The organism is Streptomyces antnestii, assembly GCF_004005495.1.
GTDB lineage: Bacteria > Actinomycetota > Actinomycetes > Streptomycetales > Streptomycetaceae > Streptomyces > Streptomyces antnestii.
On record NZ_RZYA01000001.1, the window covers coordinates 551510 to 565256 of the forward strand.

The 13747-nt window shown below is 69.6% G+C and carries 11 protein-coding genes; 2 read left to right on the top strand and 9 right to left on the bottom strand.

Annotation, left to right across the window (positions count from 1 at the left end):
- Positions 1-170: 170 nt before the first annotated feature.
- The 7 genes from EOT10_RS02355 to EOT10_RS02385 form a co-directional block, all read right to left on the bottom strand.
- The gene (locus EOT10_RS02355) at positions 171-1376 is read right to left on the bottom strand and encodes an acyl-CoA dehydrogenase family protein (protein ID WP_127826318.1); all 1206 of its coding nucleotides are present in this window, start codon (positions 1374-1376) and stop codon (positions 171-173) included.
- Between the two features lie 2 nt (positions 1377-1378).
- Positions 1379-1891: a MaoC family dehydratase gene (locus EOT10_RS02360; RefSeq protein WP_127826319.1), complete on the bottom strand. Its 513-nt coding sequence runs from the start codon at positions 1889-1891 to the stop codon at positions 1379-1381.
- 5 nt (positions 1892-1896) lie between these two features.
- Positions 1897-2862 (bottom strand): HpcH/HpaI aldolase/citrate lyase family protein, encoded by a 966-nt coding sequence (locus EOT10_RS02365; RefSeq protein ID WP_127826320.1) that lies wholly within the window; start codon positions 2860-2862, stop codon positions 1897-1899.
- The gene (locus EOT10_RS02370; protein ID WP_127826321.1) at positions 2859-4907 is read right to left on the bottom strand and encodes a protein meaA; all 2049 of its coding nucleotides are present in this window, start codon (positions 4905-4907) and stop codon (positions 2859-2861) included. Before EOT10_RS02370 ends, EOT10_RS02365 begins: the two co-directional genes overlap by 4 nt.
- 22 nt (positions 4908-4929) lie before the next feature.
- Positions 4930-6267 (bottom strand): crotonyl-CoA carboxylase/reductase, encoded by a 1338-nt coding sequence (ccrA, locus tag EOT10_RS02375; protein ID WP_127826322.1) that lies wholly within the window; start codon positions 6265-6267, stop codon positions 4930-4932.
- Positions 6268-6664: 397 nt separating this feature from the next.
- Positions 6665-7492: a TetR family transcriptional regulator gene (locus EOT10_RS02380; protein ID WP_189491140.1), complete on the bottom strand. Its 828-nt coding sequence runs from the start codon at positions 7490-7492 to the stop codon at positions 6665-6667.
- Between the two features lie 175 nt (positions 7493-7667).
- On the bottom strand, positions 7668-9473 hold the full coding sequence (locus tag EOT10_RS02385; protein WP_127826323.1) for a 3-hydroxyacyl-CoA dehydrogenase family protein: 1806 nt from the start codon (positions 9471-9473) through the stop codon (positions 7668-7670).
- Between the two features lie 448 nt (positions 9474-9921).
- Here EOT10_RS02385 and EOT10_RS02390 point away from each other — a divergent pair, with 448 nt between their 5' ends.
- Positions 9922-10497 carry an adenylosuccinate lyase gene (locus EOT10_RS02390; RefSeq protein ID WP_127826324.1) on the top strand — a complete coding sequence of 192 codons (576 nt, stop codon included), beginning with the start codon at positions 9922-9924 and terminating at the stop codon, positions 10495-10497.
- Here the strand turns inward: EOT10_RS02390 and EOT10_RS02395 are convergent.
- Positions 10494-11060: a GNAT family N-acetyltransferase gene (locus EOT10_RS02395; RefSeq protein WP_127826325.1), complete on the bottom strand. Its 567-nt coding sequence runs from the start codon at positions 11058-11060 to the stop codon at positions 10494-10496. The two genes, EOT10_RS02390 and EOT10_RS02395, sit on opposite strands and share 4 nt — an antisense overlap.
- Before the next feature lie 45 nt (positions 11061-11105).
- A complete protein-coding gene (locus EOT10_RS02400) occupies positions 11106-12704 on the bottom strand; it encodes an alpha/beta hydrolase (RefSeq protein ID WP_127826326.1) in 1599 nt (532 codons plus the stop codon).
- A 568-nt stretch (positions 12705-13272) separates the two neighbouring features.
- On the opposite strand from EOT10_RS02400, the gene EOT10_RS02405 reads away from it, so the two are divergent.
- Positions 13273-13716: an SRPBCC family protein gene (locus EOT10_RS02405; RefSeq protein WP_127826327.1), complete on the top strand. Its 444-nt coding sequence runs from the start codon at positions 13273-13275 to the stop codon at positions 13714-13716.
- The last annotated feature ends 31 nt before the right edge of the window (positions 13717-13747 follow it).

Consider the following 13747-nt stretch of genomic DNA (forward strand, 5'->3'; position numbering starts at 1 on the left):
GATGACCTTCGTAGCGGATGATGCCGCGCTCGGTACGGGGGGACGGCGGCTTTTCCGGGATGTTATCGGTTGCGGGCCACAACTGGGCAAGCCAGGAAGCTGAGTCGGCGGCCGAAGAGTGCTGACGGGGTGTGATCTTCTTCTCGAACAAAACACCCCTAATCAGACATTCAGCCCTGGAGTCGATACTCCTCGAGCAGGCGGCGGCCAATGATCATTTTCTGGATCTCGGCGGTACCTTCACCGATGAGCAGCATCGGAGCCTCACGGTAGAGACGCTCGATCTCGTACTCCTTGGAGAAGCCGTAGCCGCCGTGGATTCGGAAGGCGTCCTCGACCACTTCCTTGCAGTATTCGGAGGCGAGGTACTTCGCCATCCCTGCTTCCAGGTCGTTTCGTTCCCCTGAATCCTTTTTGCGAGCTGCATTGACCATCATCGCATGGGCGGCCTCGACCTTGGTAGCCATCTCGGCCAGCTTGAACTGGATCGCCTGGTGCTGGGCGATCGCCTTGCCGAAGGTGTGGCGCTGCTGGGCGTACGAGACGCCCAGTTCGAAGGCACGCTGCGCGACACCGCAGCCACGTGCCGCGACGTTCACGCGGCCGACTTCGACTCCGTCCATCATTTGGTAAAACCCTCGGCCCGTCTCGCCGCCGAGCACCCGATTGGCCGGAATGCGCAGTCCGTCCATGATGAGTTCGGTGGTGTCGACGCCCTTGTAGCCCATCTTGTCGATCTTCCCGGGGATCGTGAGGCCGGGGCGGACCTCTCCGAAGCCGGGCTCCTTCTCGACGAGGAACGTCGTCATCGACTTGTGGGGCGCCGTCCCCTCGGGGTGGCCTTCGTCACTGCGGGTGAGCACCGCGACCAGCGTGGACGTGCCGCCGTTCGTCAGCCACATCTTCTGGCCGTTGAGGACGTACTCGTCGCCGTCCCGGACCGCCTTCGAGGTGATCGCCGACACGTCGGAGCCGAGCCCCGGCTCCGACATGGAGAACGCGCCGCGCACCTCGCCGGCCGCCATCCGTGGCAGGAAGTACTCCCGCTGCTCCTGCGTGCCGTGCTGCTTCAGCATGTAGGCGACGATGAAATGGGTGTTGATGATGCCGGAGACCGACATCCAGCCACGCGCTATCTCCTCGACGCAGAGCGCGTATGTGAGAAGTGACTCACCCAGGCCCCCGTACTCCTCGGGGATCATCAGCCCGAAGAGGCCCAACTCCTTGAGGCCGTCGACGATCTGCTGCGGGTACTCGTCGCGGTGCTCCAGCTCGGTGGCGACCGGGATGATCTCCTTGTCCACGAAGTCGCGGACGGTGGAGAGGATCTCCTGCTGGATGTCGGTCAGACCGGCGGTCTGGGCGAGTCGCGCCATGGCTACTTCTCCTGCTCCTTGAGCTGGGGGCGGCCGGGCTGTTCGCCGCCGCGCTCCTTGATGTACGTCTCGGTGGGGACCATGACCTTGCGGCGGAACACGCAGACGAGGGTGCCGTCCTGCTTGTAGCCCTTCGTCTCGACGTGGACGATCCCGCGGTCGTTCTTCGACCGGGAGGGCGTCTTGTCGAGGACGGTGGTCTCGCCGTAGATCGTGTCGCCGTGGAAGGTCGGCGCCACGTGCCTGAGCGACTCGATCTCCAGGTTGGCGATGGCCTTGCCGGACACGTCCGGTACGGACATGCCGAGCAGGAGGGAGTAGATGTAGTTGCCCACGACGACGTTCTTGCCGAAGTCGGTCGTGTTCTCCGCGTAATTCACATCCATGTGCAGCGGATGGTGGTTCATCGTCAGGAGACAGAAGAGGTGGTCGTCGTACTCGGTGACGGTCTTCCCGGGCCAGTGCTTGTAGACCGCGCCGACCTCGAACTCCTCGTAGGTGCGTCCGAACTGCATGGTGCTCAGGCCTCCGGGGCTTCGAAGCTGGTGGTGCGGGTCATGCCGGCGGCGCGGCCCTTGCCCGAGATCACCAGGGCCATCTTGCGGCTCGCCTCGTCGATCATCTCGTCGCCGAGCATCGCGGAGCCCTTCTTCCCGCCCGCCTCGGAGGTGTAGTAGTCGTACGCGTCCAGGATCAGCTCGGCGTGGTCGAAGTCCTCCTGGGAGGGGGAGAAGATCTCGTTCGCGGCGGCGACCTGGTCGGGGTGCAGGACCCACTTGCCGTCGAAACCGAGCGCCGCGGCGCGCTGCGCGACCTCGCGGTAGCCCTCCTGGTTACGGATCTGCAGGTAGGGGCCGTCGATCGCCTGGAGGTTGTTCGCGCGGGCCGCCATCAGGATCTTCATCAGGATGAAGTGGTAGGCGTCCGCGGTGTAGCCGGGCGGCTGCTCGCCCACGACGAGGGACTTCATGTTGATGGAGGCCATGAAGTCGGCCGGGCCGAAGATGATGGTCTCCACGCGCTGGGAGGCCGTGGCGATGGCGTTGACGTTGTTGAGGCCCTGCGCGTTCTCGATCTGCGCCTCGATGCCGATCTTGCCGACCTCGAAGCCCATCGTCTTCTCGATCTGCGTCAGGAGCAGGTCGAGGGCGACGATCTGGTCGGCCGTCTGGACCTTGGGGAGCATGATGCAGTCGAGGTTGTTGCCCGCGCCCTCGACGACGGTGACGACGTCGCGGTAGGTCCACTCCGTGGTCCAGTCGTTGACGCGCACGACCCTCGTCTTGCCGGTCCAGTCGCCCTCGTTGAGGAACTTGACGATGGTGTGGCGGGCGTCGGGCTTGGCGAGCGGCGCGCAGGCGTCCTCCAGGTCGAGGAAGACCTGGTCGGCGGCCAGGCCCTGGGCCTTCTCCAGGAACCGCGGGTTCGAACCCGGCACCGCGAGACACGAACGGCGCGGACGCAGACGGTTGACGGGGCTGGTCATGCGGGGACCTCCAGAGGGTCGAGCTGGTTCGCTTTCCGGATCTCGTCGACGATACGGCCGATGATCTCCGTGATGCCGAAGTCCTTGGGGGTGAAGACGGCGGCCACACCCGCGCGCTTCAGGTCTTCGGCGTCGCCGTTGGGAATGATGCCGCCGACGATGACGGGAATGTCGGAGGCGCCCGCGTCGCGCAGCCGGTCGAGGACGTCCGGCACCAGCGCGGCGTGCGACCCGGAAAGGATCGACAGGCCGACGCAGTGCACGTCCTCGGCGAGCGCGGCGGACACGATCTGTTCGGGCGTGAGCCTGATGCCCTGGTAGACCACCTCGAAGCCGGCGTCGCGGGCCCGGACGGCGATCTGCTCGGCGCCGTTCGAGTGACCGTCGAGGCCCGGCTTGCCGACGAGGAGGCGCAGCTTGCCGCCGAGTTCGTCGCCGGTGCGGCGGACCTTCTCGCGGACGAGGGCCATCGGAGTGCCCTCCTCCGCGGTGACCGCGACCGGCGCCGACGAGACGCCCGTGGGGGCGCGGAACTCGCCGAACACCTCCCGCAGCGCCTCTGACCACTCGCCCGTCGTGACACCCGCGCGGGCGCACTCCAGGGTGGCCTCCATGAGGTTGTCCGTACCGGCGGCCGCCTCCTTCAGGCGCTCGATGGCCTGCCCGGTCGTCGGGTAGTGGAACGGGTCGCCCATGCCCTGGCGCTCGCTCGACTCCTGACGCGTGGTCCGCCAGTCGCCGATGGCCCGCACGACCTTCGCCTCGACGGCGTGGTCCACCGTCATGATCGCGGTGTCCAGGTCGGCGGTGAGCGGGTTCGGCTCGGTCGACTCGTAGATGTTGACGCCGACGATCTTCTCGTCGCCGGCCTCGATCCGGGCCCGGCGCTCCGCGTGCGAGGAGACGAGCTGGGACTTGAGGTACCCCGACTCGACGGCGGCCATCGCGCCGCCCATCTCCTGGATCCGGTCGATCTCGGCCATCGAGTCGGCGACGAGCTCGTCGACCTTCTTCTCGATGACGTGCGAGCCCGCGAAGATGTCCTCGTACTCCAGGAGGTCGCTCTCGTGGGCGAGGACCTGCTGGATACGCAGCGACCACTGCTGGTCCCAGGGCCTCGGCAGGCCGAGGGCCTCGTTCCAGGCCGGGAGTTGGACGGCACGCGCGCGGGCGTCCTTCGAGAGCGTGACGGCGAGCATCTCCAGGACGATGCGCTGGACGTTGTTCTCGGGCTGCGCCTCGGTCAGGCCCAGGGAGTTGACCTGGACGCCGTACCGGAAGCGGCGCTGCTTCGCGTTCTCGATGCCGTACCGCTCGCGGGTCACCTGGTCCCAGATGCGGCCGAACGCCCGCATCTTGCACATCTCCTCGACGAAGCGGACGCCCGCGTTCACGAAGAAGGAGATACGCGCGACCACGTCGCCGAACTTCTCCTCGGGGACCTGACCCGAGTCGCGCACGGCGTCGAGGACGGCGATCGCGGTCGACATCGCGTACGCGATCTCCTGGACCGGGGTGGCCCCGGCCTCCTGGAGGTGGTAGCTGCAGATGTTGATCGGGTTCCACTTGGGCATGTGGCTGACGGTGTACGCGATCATGTCCGTCGTCAGCCGAAGGGAGGGCCCGGGCGGGAACACGTGCGTGCCCCGCGACAGGTACTCCTTGACGATGTCGTTCTGCGTCGTGCCCTGGAGCCGGGTGATGTCCGCACCCTGCTCCTCGGCGACGACCTGATAGAGCGCCAGCAGCCACATGGCGGTGGCGTTGATCGTCATCGAGGTGTTCATCTGCTCCAGGGGGATGTCCTGGAACAGCCGGCGCATGTCACCGAGGTGCGAGACCGGCACCCCGACCCGGCCGACCTCGCCGCGGGCGAGGACGTGGTCCGGGTCGTAGCCGGTCTGCGTCGGCAGGTCGAACGCGACCGACAGGCCGGTCTGGCCCTTGGCGAGGTTGCGCCGGTACAGCTCGTTGGACGCCTCGGCCGTGGAGTGACCGGCGTACGTGCGCATGAGCCACGGACGATCTTTCTGGCGCTCAGTCATCAGCGTTTCCTCCCCCGGGAGTTCAGATGTTGCGGAAGCGGTTGATGGCGTCGATGTGCTGGGCGCGCTTGTCGTGGTCGCGCACGCCCAGGCCCTCCTCGGGGGCCAGCGCGAGGACGCCGACCTTGCCCTGGTGGAGGTTGCGGTGCACGTCGTAGGCGGCCTGGCCGGTGTCCTCGAGGGAGTACACCTTCGAGAGCGTCGGGTGGATCTTGCCCTTGGCGACCAGGCGGTTCGCCTCCCACGCCTCGCGGTAGTTCGCGAAGTGCGAGCCCACGATCTTCTTGAGGGACATCCACAGGTAGCGGTTGTCGTACTCGTGGTTGTAGCCCGACGTCGAGGCGCAGGTGACGATCGTGCCGCCCTTGCGCGTCACGTAGACCGAGGCGCCGAAGGTCTCGCGGCCCGGGTGCTCGAAGACGATGTCGACGTCCTCGCCGCCGGTGAGTTCGCGGATGCGCTTGCCGAAGCGCTTCCACTCCTTCGGGTCCTGGGTGTGCTCGTCCTTCCAGAACTTGTAGCCCTCGGCGTTGCGGTCGATGACCGCCTCGGCGCCCATGGCCTCACAGATGGCGGCCTTCTCCGGGCTGGAGACCACACAGATCGGGTTGGCGCCGCCGGCGAGCGCGAACTGCGTCGCGTAGCTGCCGAGGCCGCCGCTGGCGCCCCAGATCAGGACGTTGTCGCCCTGCTTCATGCCGGCGCCGTTGCGCGAGACGAGCTGGCGGTACGCGGTGGAGTTGACGAGCCCGGGGGCCGCCGCCTCCTCCCAGCTCAGGTGGTCCGGCTTCGGCATCAGCTGGTTCGACTTGACGAGCGCGATCTCGGCGAGACCGCCGAAGTTCGTCTCGAAGCCCCAGATGCGCTGCTCGGGGTCGAGCATCGTGTCGTTGTGGCCGTCCGAGGACTCCAGCTCGACGGAGAGACAGTGCGCGACGACCTCGTCGCCCGGCTGCCAGGCGTTCACGCCGGGGCCGGTGCGCAGCACGACACCCGCGAGGTCCGAGCCGATGACGTGGTACGGCAGGTCGTGGCGCTTGGTGAGCTCGCTGAGCCTGCCGTAGCGCTCCAGGAACCCGAACGTCGACATCGGCTCGAATATCGAGGTCCAGACGGAGTTGTAGTTCACGGAGCTGGCCATGACGGCGACGAGCGCCTCGCCCGGGCCGAGCTCGGGAACCGGCACGTCGTCCAGGTGGAGGGACTTGCGGGGGTCCTTGTCCCGGGTGGCGAGGCCCGAGAACATCTCGGTCTCGTCCTTGTGCACGGTGATCGCGCGGTACGACTCGGGGAGCGGCAGAGCGGCGAAGTCGGCGGAGGTCGACTCCGGCGACTGGATCGCGTCCAGGATTTCCTTCACGGTGTTGCCTCCGGCGATGCGTCCCAGCGGGGACGTTGAGGGGTACGTCGGGTGGAGAGCTGCTGTGGGTGAAGAGGTGCCGTCGGTTCGGCGGGTGGTGCTACGGCAGCGCTTGGTCGGCGCGGGAGGTGTGCCTGTGACGCAGGCGTCCGGGCGCGCTCGCCACGAGATGGGTGGCTTGCGGGGACAGCCGGCGTACGGAAGTTCTCCGCGCCCCGGCCACCCGGACAACATCAACGTATGGCACCGCGTGCCAGTCGGCAAGACACTGGGTGCCACAACTTTTTGAGCGATGATCGATCACCGCAGGTGGGAGGGGGTGCGGCCATGACGAAGGGGGCGCTACCGATGGGTAGCGCCCCCTCAAAACCGCAGGGTAAATCGGGTCAAAAAGTACCTACGGGCGCTCCCTGAGCGCCTTCTCGATGGTCCTCATGACCTCTTCGAGAGGGGCGTCCGTGCGGGCGACCGTGACGAGGACCTCGCCCCGCTGGGAGACCGTGGCCGGGGTCGCGGCGGGCGAGGCGTCGTGGCCCGCGCCGATGCCGGTGCCGAAGGTGCGCCGGACGATCGCGAAGGCGTGGTCGAGCTGGCTCTCCACGTCACCCTGGCCGCCCGCCCGCAGCCAGCGCCGCAGCACGTGGTTGTGGGCGGTGACGACGGCGGACGCGGCGACCTCGGCGAGCAATGGGTCGTCGTTGCCGTGCTGATGGGCCGTCTCGTCGAAGTGGCCGAGGAGATAGCGGGTGAACAGGCGCTCGTAGCGGGCCACCGAGGCGATCTCCCGCTCGCGCAGGGTCGGTACCTCGCGCGTGAGCCGGTAACGCTCCACCGACACGGCCGGCGAGGCCGCGTACATCTTCATGACTTCCTTGATGCCGCGGCACACCGTGTCGAGCGGATGCTCGTGCGCGGGCGCCGCGTTGAGCACCGCCTCCGCCCGGATCAGGGTGTCGTCGTGGTCCGGGAAGATCGCCTCTTCCTTGGAACGGAAGTGACGGAAGAAGGTCCGCCGGGCGACGCCCGCCGCGGCCGCGATCTCGTCGACCGTCGTGGCCTCGTAGCCCTTGGTCGCGAAGAGTTCCATCGCCGCGGCCGCCAGCTCCCGGCGCATCTTGAGCCGCTGGGCGGCGGCGCGGGTGCCCGCGGCGCTCTCCGGAGCGTCGGGCGTGGGCGTCGTACGGGAGGACTTGGCGGCCTTGGACATGCCATGAACGTACTGCATATGCGCGGTGGCGTGCGCCGGAGCGGGGCTCCCCCCGGCCCCGGTGGGGGCGGGGGGAGTGCGGGCGGGCGGGCGGAGCAGCCCGCCCCAGTCCGTGGGCGGGGCCGGGCCCCGGTCCATGGGCCGTCCCGCGCCGCTGCCCATGGGCAGGTCGGCGCCGCTGCCCGTGGGCAGATCAGCGCCGGGCATATTCGCGGAAGCCGCGGCCCGTCTTGCGGCCGAGGCAGCCCGCGGCCACCAGGTGCTCCAGGAGCGGCGCGGGGGCCAGGCCCGGGTCACGGAACTCGCGGTGCAGGACCTTCTCGATCGCCAGCGAGACGTCGAGGCCGACCACGTCCAGGAGCTCGAAGGGCCCCATCGGATAGCCGCCGCCCAGCTTCATCGCGGCGTCGATGTCGTCGAGCGTCGCGTAGTGCTCCTGCACCATCTTGATCGCGTTGTTCAGGTACGGGAACAGGAGCGCGTTCACGATGAAGCCGGCGCGGTCCCCGCAGTCCACCGGGTGCTTGCGGATCTTCGCGCACACCTCGCGGACCGTGGCGTGCACGTCGTCGCCGGTCAGCACGGTCCGCACGACCTCGACGAGCTTCATCGCGGGCGCCGGGTTGAAGAAGTGCATGCCGATCACGTCCTGCGGGCGCGAGGTCGCGCGGGCACAGGCCACGACGGGCAGCGACGAGGTCGTGGTCGCCAGGACCGCGCCCGGCTTGCAGACCTTGTCGAACGTCGCGAAGAGCTGCTGCTTGATCTCCAGGTCCTCGGCCACCGCCTCCAGGGCCAGGTCGACGTCCGCGAAGGCGTCGTACGAACCCGCCGGAGTGATCCGCTCCAGGGTCTGCGCCGCCGCCTCCGCCGTCATCCTGCCCTTGTCGACAGAACGCGAAAGAGACTTACCGATACGGGACTTGGCCTTCTCCGCCTTCTCCTCGCTGCGGGCCGCGAGCACCACGTCGTAGCCGGCCTTCGCGAACACCTCCGCGATGCCGGACGCCATCGTCCCGGAGCCCGCGACGCCGACCGAGCGGACCGTCCTGGCCCCTTCGGCGGCCTCGCCCGCGAGCGGCGTGAGCGCGTCCCGCACCACCTCGGCGCCGCCCGGCTCCGCGTACGTGTAGAAGCCGCGCCCCGACTTGCGGCCGGTCAGGCCCGCCTCGCTGAGCTGCTTGAGGACGGGGGCCGGAGCGTGCAGGCGGTCGCGGGACTCGGCGTACATGGCGTCGAGGACCCGGCGCGCCGTGTCGATGCCGATCAGGTCGAGCAGCGCGAGGGGGCCCATCGGCAGACCGCAGCCCAGCTTCATCGCGGCGTCGATGTCCTCGCGGGAGGCGTACTTGGCCTCGTACATCGCGGCGGCCTGGTTGAGGTAGCCGAACAGCAGACCGTCGGCGACGAAACCGGGCCGGTCGCCCACCGCGACCGGCTCCTTGCCGAGTTCGATCGCGAGGTCGGTGACGGCGGCGACGGCGGTCGGCGCGGTCAGCACGCTGGAGACCACCTCGACGAGCTTCATCGCGGGTGCCGGGTTGAAGAAGTGCAGGCCGAGGACGCGCTCGGGCCGGGCCGAATCGGCGGCGAGCCGCGTCACGGACAGGGCGTTCGTGCCGGTCGCGAGGATCGTCTCCGGCCGCACGACGGAGTCGAGGTCACGGAAGATCTGCTGCTTGATCTCGTACGACTCCGGGGCCACCTCGATGACGAGGTCGGCGTCGGCCGCGGCCTGGAGGTCCGTGAACGTGCGGAAGCGGGCGAGGACGTCCCGGCGCTCGTCCTCGGTGAGGCGCTCGCGGCGCACAGCACGCGCCGTCGAGGCCTCGAGCGCGGCGACGGCCTGGGCGGCCGCGGCCTCGCTGACGTCGATGCCGATGACCTCACGGCCGGCGCGGGCGAGGACCTCGGCGATGCCGGTGCCCATCGTGCCGAGACCGACGACCGCGACGGTCGGGAGGGTGGCCGGGGAAGCGGGGGACAGAGGAGCGTCCATCTGAGGACTCCAGGAGGGAGGAGTGACGACTGAGGGGCGCACGCGGATACGCCGACAGGCGCACGGAGTGCGGGAGTTCGAGCCGGACAGCCGGACGGAAAATGCACGCACACGTCCGGCGAAGGGCGGATCGCTGTAGATCGCTCCACCGATACCGATTCCGACGTCGATTCCGAAGAACCGCTTTTAACCGCTTGAACCGGTTGAATCGATGAGAGGGAGATCCGGCGGGCCCTGTCCCGGAGCCACGCCGTACTGCGGTACCTGAGGCACCGAACCGACTGACACCCTCGGCGGCTGCGTCACCAGGCCGCCAGGAGTGGAATACGGGGAGTGTGCCCCGCTCACTTGAGATTAACCGGCGAGTAACGAGCGCGCCACCCCCCGGCGTTCACCAGTCTCTGTGATCTACGTCGCCGGGCCGCGCGGCCGCTCTACGCTGGACGGCATGGACGAAGAGTTGCGATCAGTCACGGAGCGCTTACGGGCCGAGTCCGCCGCCTCCCCCCTTCTCGACCGCCTCGCGACGACCCGCGACCACGACGAACTCGCGTCCGCACTGACCGCGCCCGGGCAGCCGCTGTGGGCGCGCGAACTGGCCGCGTACCGGCTCGGGGTGGCCGGTGACCACCGGGCCTTCGAGGCGCTCGTCCTGCTGCTCAACCACCGCGACCCGGCCCGCTGCGCCACGGCCGCGCACGCCCTGGCCGCCCTCGCCGACCCCCGCACCGCACGCGCGGCGGCGGCCCTCGCCACGAACGAACTGCGCATCGCCTACGCCCTGCACCCGGTCCGGCTCCTGACCGCCCTGCGCGCCCCCGAGTCCGCGCCGGCTCTGATCGCCACCCTGGAACGACGCCTCGGCCCCCACGACCCCTACCGCAAGGTGGCCCTCGCGTGCGTGGAGGGCCTCGCCGCCCTGGGCGACCCCCGCGCCCGCCCGGTGCTGACCGCCACCCTGGCCCACCCGGCCCTCGCGAAGTCGGCGGCCCACGCGCTCGCGAGCCTCCCGACGGAGGACTAGGGCATCTCGAGAGGGCGCAAGTAGCGGACTTCCGGCACGGGCACCCCGTCCACCTCGTACGTGTCCTCGGCGCCGTCCGGGGAGAATCCGGCGCGTTCGTAGAAGCGGCGGGCGCGGGCGTTGCCCTCCACCACCCACAGCCGGACCCGCCCGTGCCCGGAGGCGACGCACCGCTCCAGCACGACCTCCAGGAGAGCGCGGCCCACGCCCGTCGACAGCACGCCGGGCAGCACGTAGATCGCGTACAACTCGGCGTCCCCGGGCGGCGCATCGTCGTCGCGGAGCGGGCCGTGACAGGCCCAGCCGACGACCTCGCCCGCGCGCCCGGCGACCAGATTCACCACCGACGGGCCGCGGCGCGCCAGCAGTTCCCGGCGCCGCGCCGTCTCCTCCTCGACGTCCATCGCGTCGAGATGAGCCGCCGGCATCAGGCCCGCGTACGCCGTCTGCCAGCCGAGGACCCGGATGCGGGCCACCGCCTCGCAGTCGGCGTCGGTCATGTCCCGCACGCGGATCCCGGCGGCCGGGACCGGGGCGGTGTCGCGGGGCCGATGGCTGTCCATGCCGCCATCCTGGCCCATACGGCGACGCCACCCCGGTCGACCTGCTCAGCTGCGGAAGCCCAGGAGGCCGTGCAGGCGGGTGCCGTTCGGGCCCGTTGCCGGGGTGGGGGTGGCCTTTTTCGTCAGCGGTTTCGGGGCGGGGAGCTTCTTGCAGACCGCGTCGGCCTCGCCGGTGCCGTGGGGGGTCTTGCCCGTGCTCAGGTAGTCGGTCAGGTAGCGGTCGAGGCAGGTGTTTCCGCTGAGGGTGATGCCGTGGTTCCCGCCGCCCTCCTCGACCACCAGGCTGGAGCCGCGCAGTTCGCGGTGGACGGTGACCCCGCCCTCGTACGGCGTGGCCGCGTCGTCCGTGGCCTGGAAGAGCAGCGTCGGCGGCAGTTCGTCGTTCGAGACGTCCGGCGGGTCGAGGCGGCTCGTCGGCCAGAACGCGCACGGCGCGTTGTACCAGGCGTTGTTCCAGGTGGAGAAGGGGGCCTTCTCGTTCGCCTGCCAGTTGTCGGCATGCCAGGTGTTCCAGTCGCGCGGCCACCGCGCGTCACGGCACTGCACCGCCGTGTAGACGCTGTAGCCGTTGTCGCCCGCGGCGTCGACCGCGCCGAACTTCTTGTACGTCCTGACGAGCGGCTCCGGGTCCTTGTCCTTCACGTACGCCGCGAACGCCTCGGCCAGATAGGGCCAGTAGCCGTCGTAGTAGCCGCCGGGGATGAAGGTGTCCTCCAGCTCGCCCGCCCCGACCTTCTTGCCCGCCGGCTTCTTCTGCACGGCGGCGCGCATCGCGTACCACTCGGCCTCGACCTTCGCGGGGTCCTTGCCGAGCTTGTACGTCGTGTCGTGCTGCGCGACCCACGCGAGGAACGCCTGGTGGCGGGCGTTGAACGCGTGGTCCTGGTTCATGTTGTCGTCGTACCAGACCCCCGTCGGGTCGACGATCGAGTCGAGCACCAGGCGCCGCACGCGGTGCGGGTAGAGCTTGGCGTAGACGGCGCCCAGGTAGGTGCCGTACGAGTAGCCGAAGTAGCTGAGCTTCGGCGCGCCGAGCGCCGCACGGATCGCGTCCACGTCCCTGGCGGTGCTCACCGTGTCGATGTACGGCAGCACGTCCGCGTACTTCGCCGCGCACGCCGCCGCGAACCCCTGCGCGCGGTCGAGGCCGGCGCGCTCGACGGCGGGGGACGACGGCACGCTCGCCGGCCGCACCGGTTTGAAGTACCCCGGCCGGCAGTCGAGGGCCGGCTTGCTCTTGCCGACGCCGCGCGGGTCGAAGCCCACGACGTCGTACTGCGCCGCGACCTTCTTGGGAAGTCCGCCGGCGACGAAGCCCGCCAGCTTCAGGCCGCTGCCGCCGGGGCCGCCGGGGTTCACCAGGAGCGGGCCCTGCGACGTCTTCGCGGTGTGCCGGATCCGCGACAGCGCGAGCGTGATCTGCCGGCCGCCGGGCCGCGCGTGGTCGAGCGGTACCCGCACCGACGAGCACTGCAGCGCCGGATAGTCCTTGGTGCCGCAGTCCTTCCAGGTGAGGGCGGAGCGCGGGGCGGACGGGGCGAAGGTCGCGGGGACCGTGGCGGAACCCGCCGAGGCCGGGGCGGCGGCGAGCAGTCCGGCAACCACCGTGGCGGCGCCGCACAGGGCCGCTGCGCGTTTGTTCATGGGGCATCCCAGGGGCGAGGGTTCGAGGCCGCGAGCCCACGGCCCCCGCCGCATGGTCCCCGTATCCGGGCCCGAAACGGCATGTTCCGCCGAGAGTTGACCCGATTGGCGTGCAGAGGTCCGGGGGAGGGCGAGCCGGGTGGCCGCGGGAGCGGGCTTCGGCGCGCGAGGGTCCGATGCCGAACTCCTCCGTCAGTTCATGTGCCTGACGGGTGATCCGGCGCCGGCTTCGACGTCGTCCTGTCCTCGGGAGCCGCACCCCGCATGAGTACCGAGTAGGCGATCCTCGCGTGGCTTCTCGCGGCGGCGTGCGGCCCGGCCGCCAGCGACCTCGTCATGCCGCGCCACGCCGATTCCGCGTTTGACGTGCTGAGCATCGAGCCTCCTGACGCAATGACGCCCGGTAGCCGGCGCCGGCCACAGAATAGAACACATGTTCCCTTGATCGTGCGACCCCGAATTTGGTGGCGGATACGGAGGGTGGTTGGCTTGGGCTCTCCACCTCGGGAAACCCCGAGAAACCCCAGAGAAACCCCCCGAGATCACCGAACTGCTGGAGGAAAGAGCCATGGCGCAGGTCGAGGCCACCACGGAGCGGGTCGTCGCCGCCAAGCCGGACGACGTGTTCGACGCTCTCGCCGACTACAGCGGCACGCGCGCGAAGCTGCTGCCCGAGCACTTCAGCGAGTACGAGGTCCGCGAGGGCGGTGACGGCGAGGGCACCCTCGTCCACTGGAAGCTCCAGGCGACCAGCAAGCGGATCCGCGACTGCCTCCTCGAGGTGACCGAGCCGACCGACGGCGAGCTCGTCGAGAAGGACCGCAACTCCTCGATGGTCACCACCTGGCGCGTGACCCCGTCCGGCGACGGCGCCTCCCGCGTCGTCGTCACCACCGTGTGGAACGGCGCCGGCGGCATCGGCGGCTTCTTCGAGAAGACCTTCGCCCCCAAGGGCCTCGGCCGCATCTACGACGCCGTGCTCGCGAAGCTCGCCGCCGAGGTCGAGAAGTGACCCCGAGGTGACCCTGGAGTAACTCCGGTGT

Bases quoted from the DNA above. Each gene is read 5' to 3' on its own strand.
- EOT10_RS02385 (WP_127826323.1), bottom strand. From the start codon at position 9,473: ATGGACGCTCCTCTGTCCCCCGCTTCCCCGGCCACCCTCCCGACCGTC.
- EOT10_RS02380 (WP_189491140.1), bottom strand. From the start codon at position 7,492: ATGCAGTACGTTCATGGCATGTCCAAGGCCGCCAAGTCCTCCCGTACG.
- EOT10_RS02395 (WP_127826325.1), bottom strand. From the start codon at position 11,060: ATGGACAGCCATCGGCCCCGCGACACCGCCCCGGTCCCGGCCGCCGGG.
- EOT10_RS02365 (WP_127826320.1), bottom strand. From the start codon at position 2,862: ATGACCAGCCCCGTCAACCGTCTGCGTCCGCGCCGTTCGTGTCTCGCG.
- EOT10_RS02355 (WP_127826318.1), bottom strand. From the start codon at position 1,376: ATGGCGCGACTCGCCCAGACCGCCGGTCTGACCGACATCCAGCAGGAG.
- EOT10_RS02400 (WP_127826326.1), bottom strand. From the start codon at position 12,704: ATGAACAAACGCGCAGCGGCCCTGTGCGGCGCCGCCACGGTGGTTGCC.
- EOT10_RS02360 (WP_127826319.1), bottom strand. From the start codon at position 1,891: ATGCAGTTCGGACGCACCTACGAGGAGTTCGAGGTCGGCGCGGTCTAC.
- EOT10_RS02405 (WP_127826327.1), top strand. From the start codon at position 13,273: ATGGCGCAGGTCGAGGCCACCACGGAGCGGGTCGTCGCCGCCAAGCCG.
- EOT10_RS02370 (WP_127826321.1), bottom strand. From the start codon at position 4,907: ATGACTGAGCGCCAGAAAGATCGTCCGTGGCTCATGCGCACGTACGCC.
- EOT10_RS02390 (WP_127826324.1), top strand. From the start codon at position 9,922: ATGGACGAAGAGTTGCGATCAGTCACGGAGCGCTTACGGGCCGAGTCC.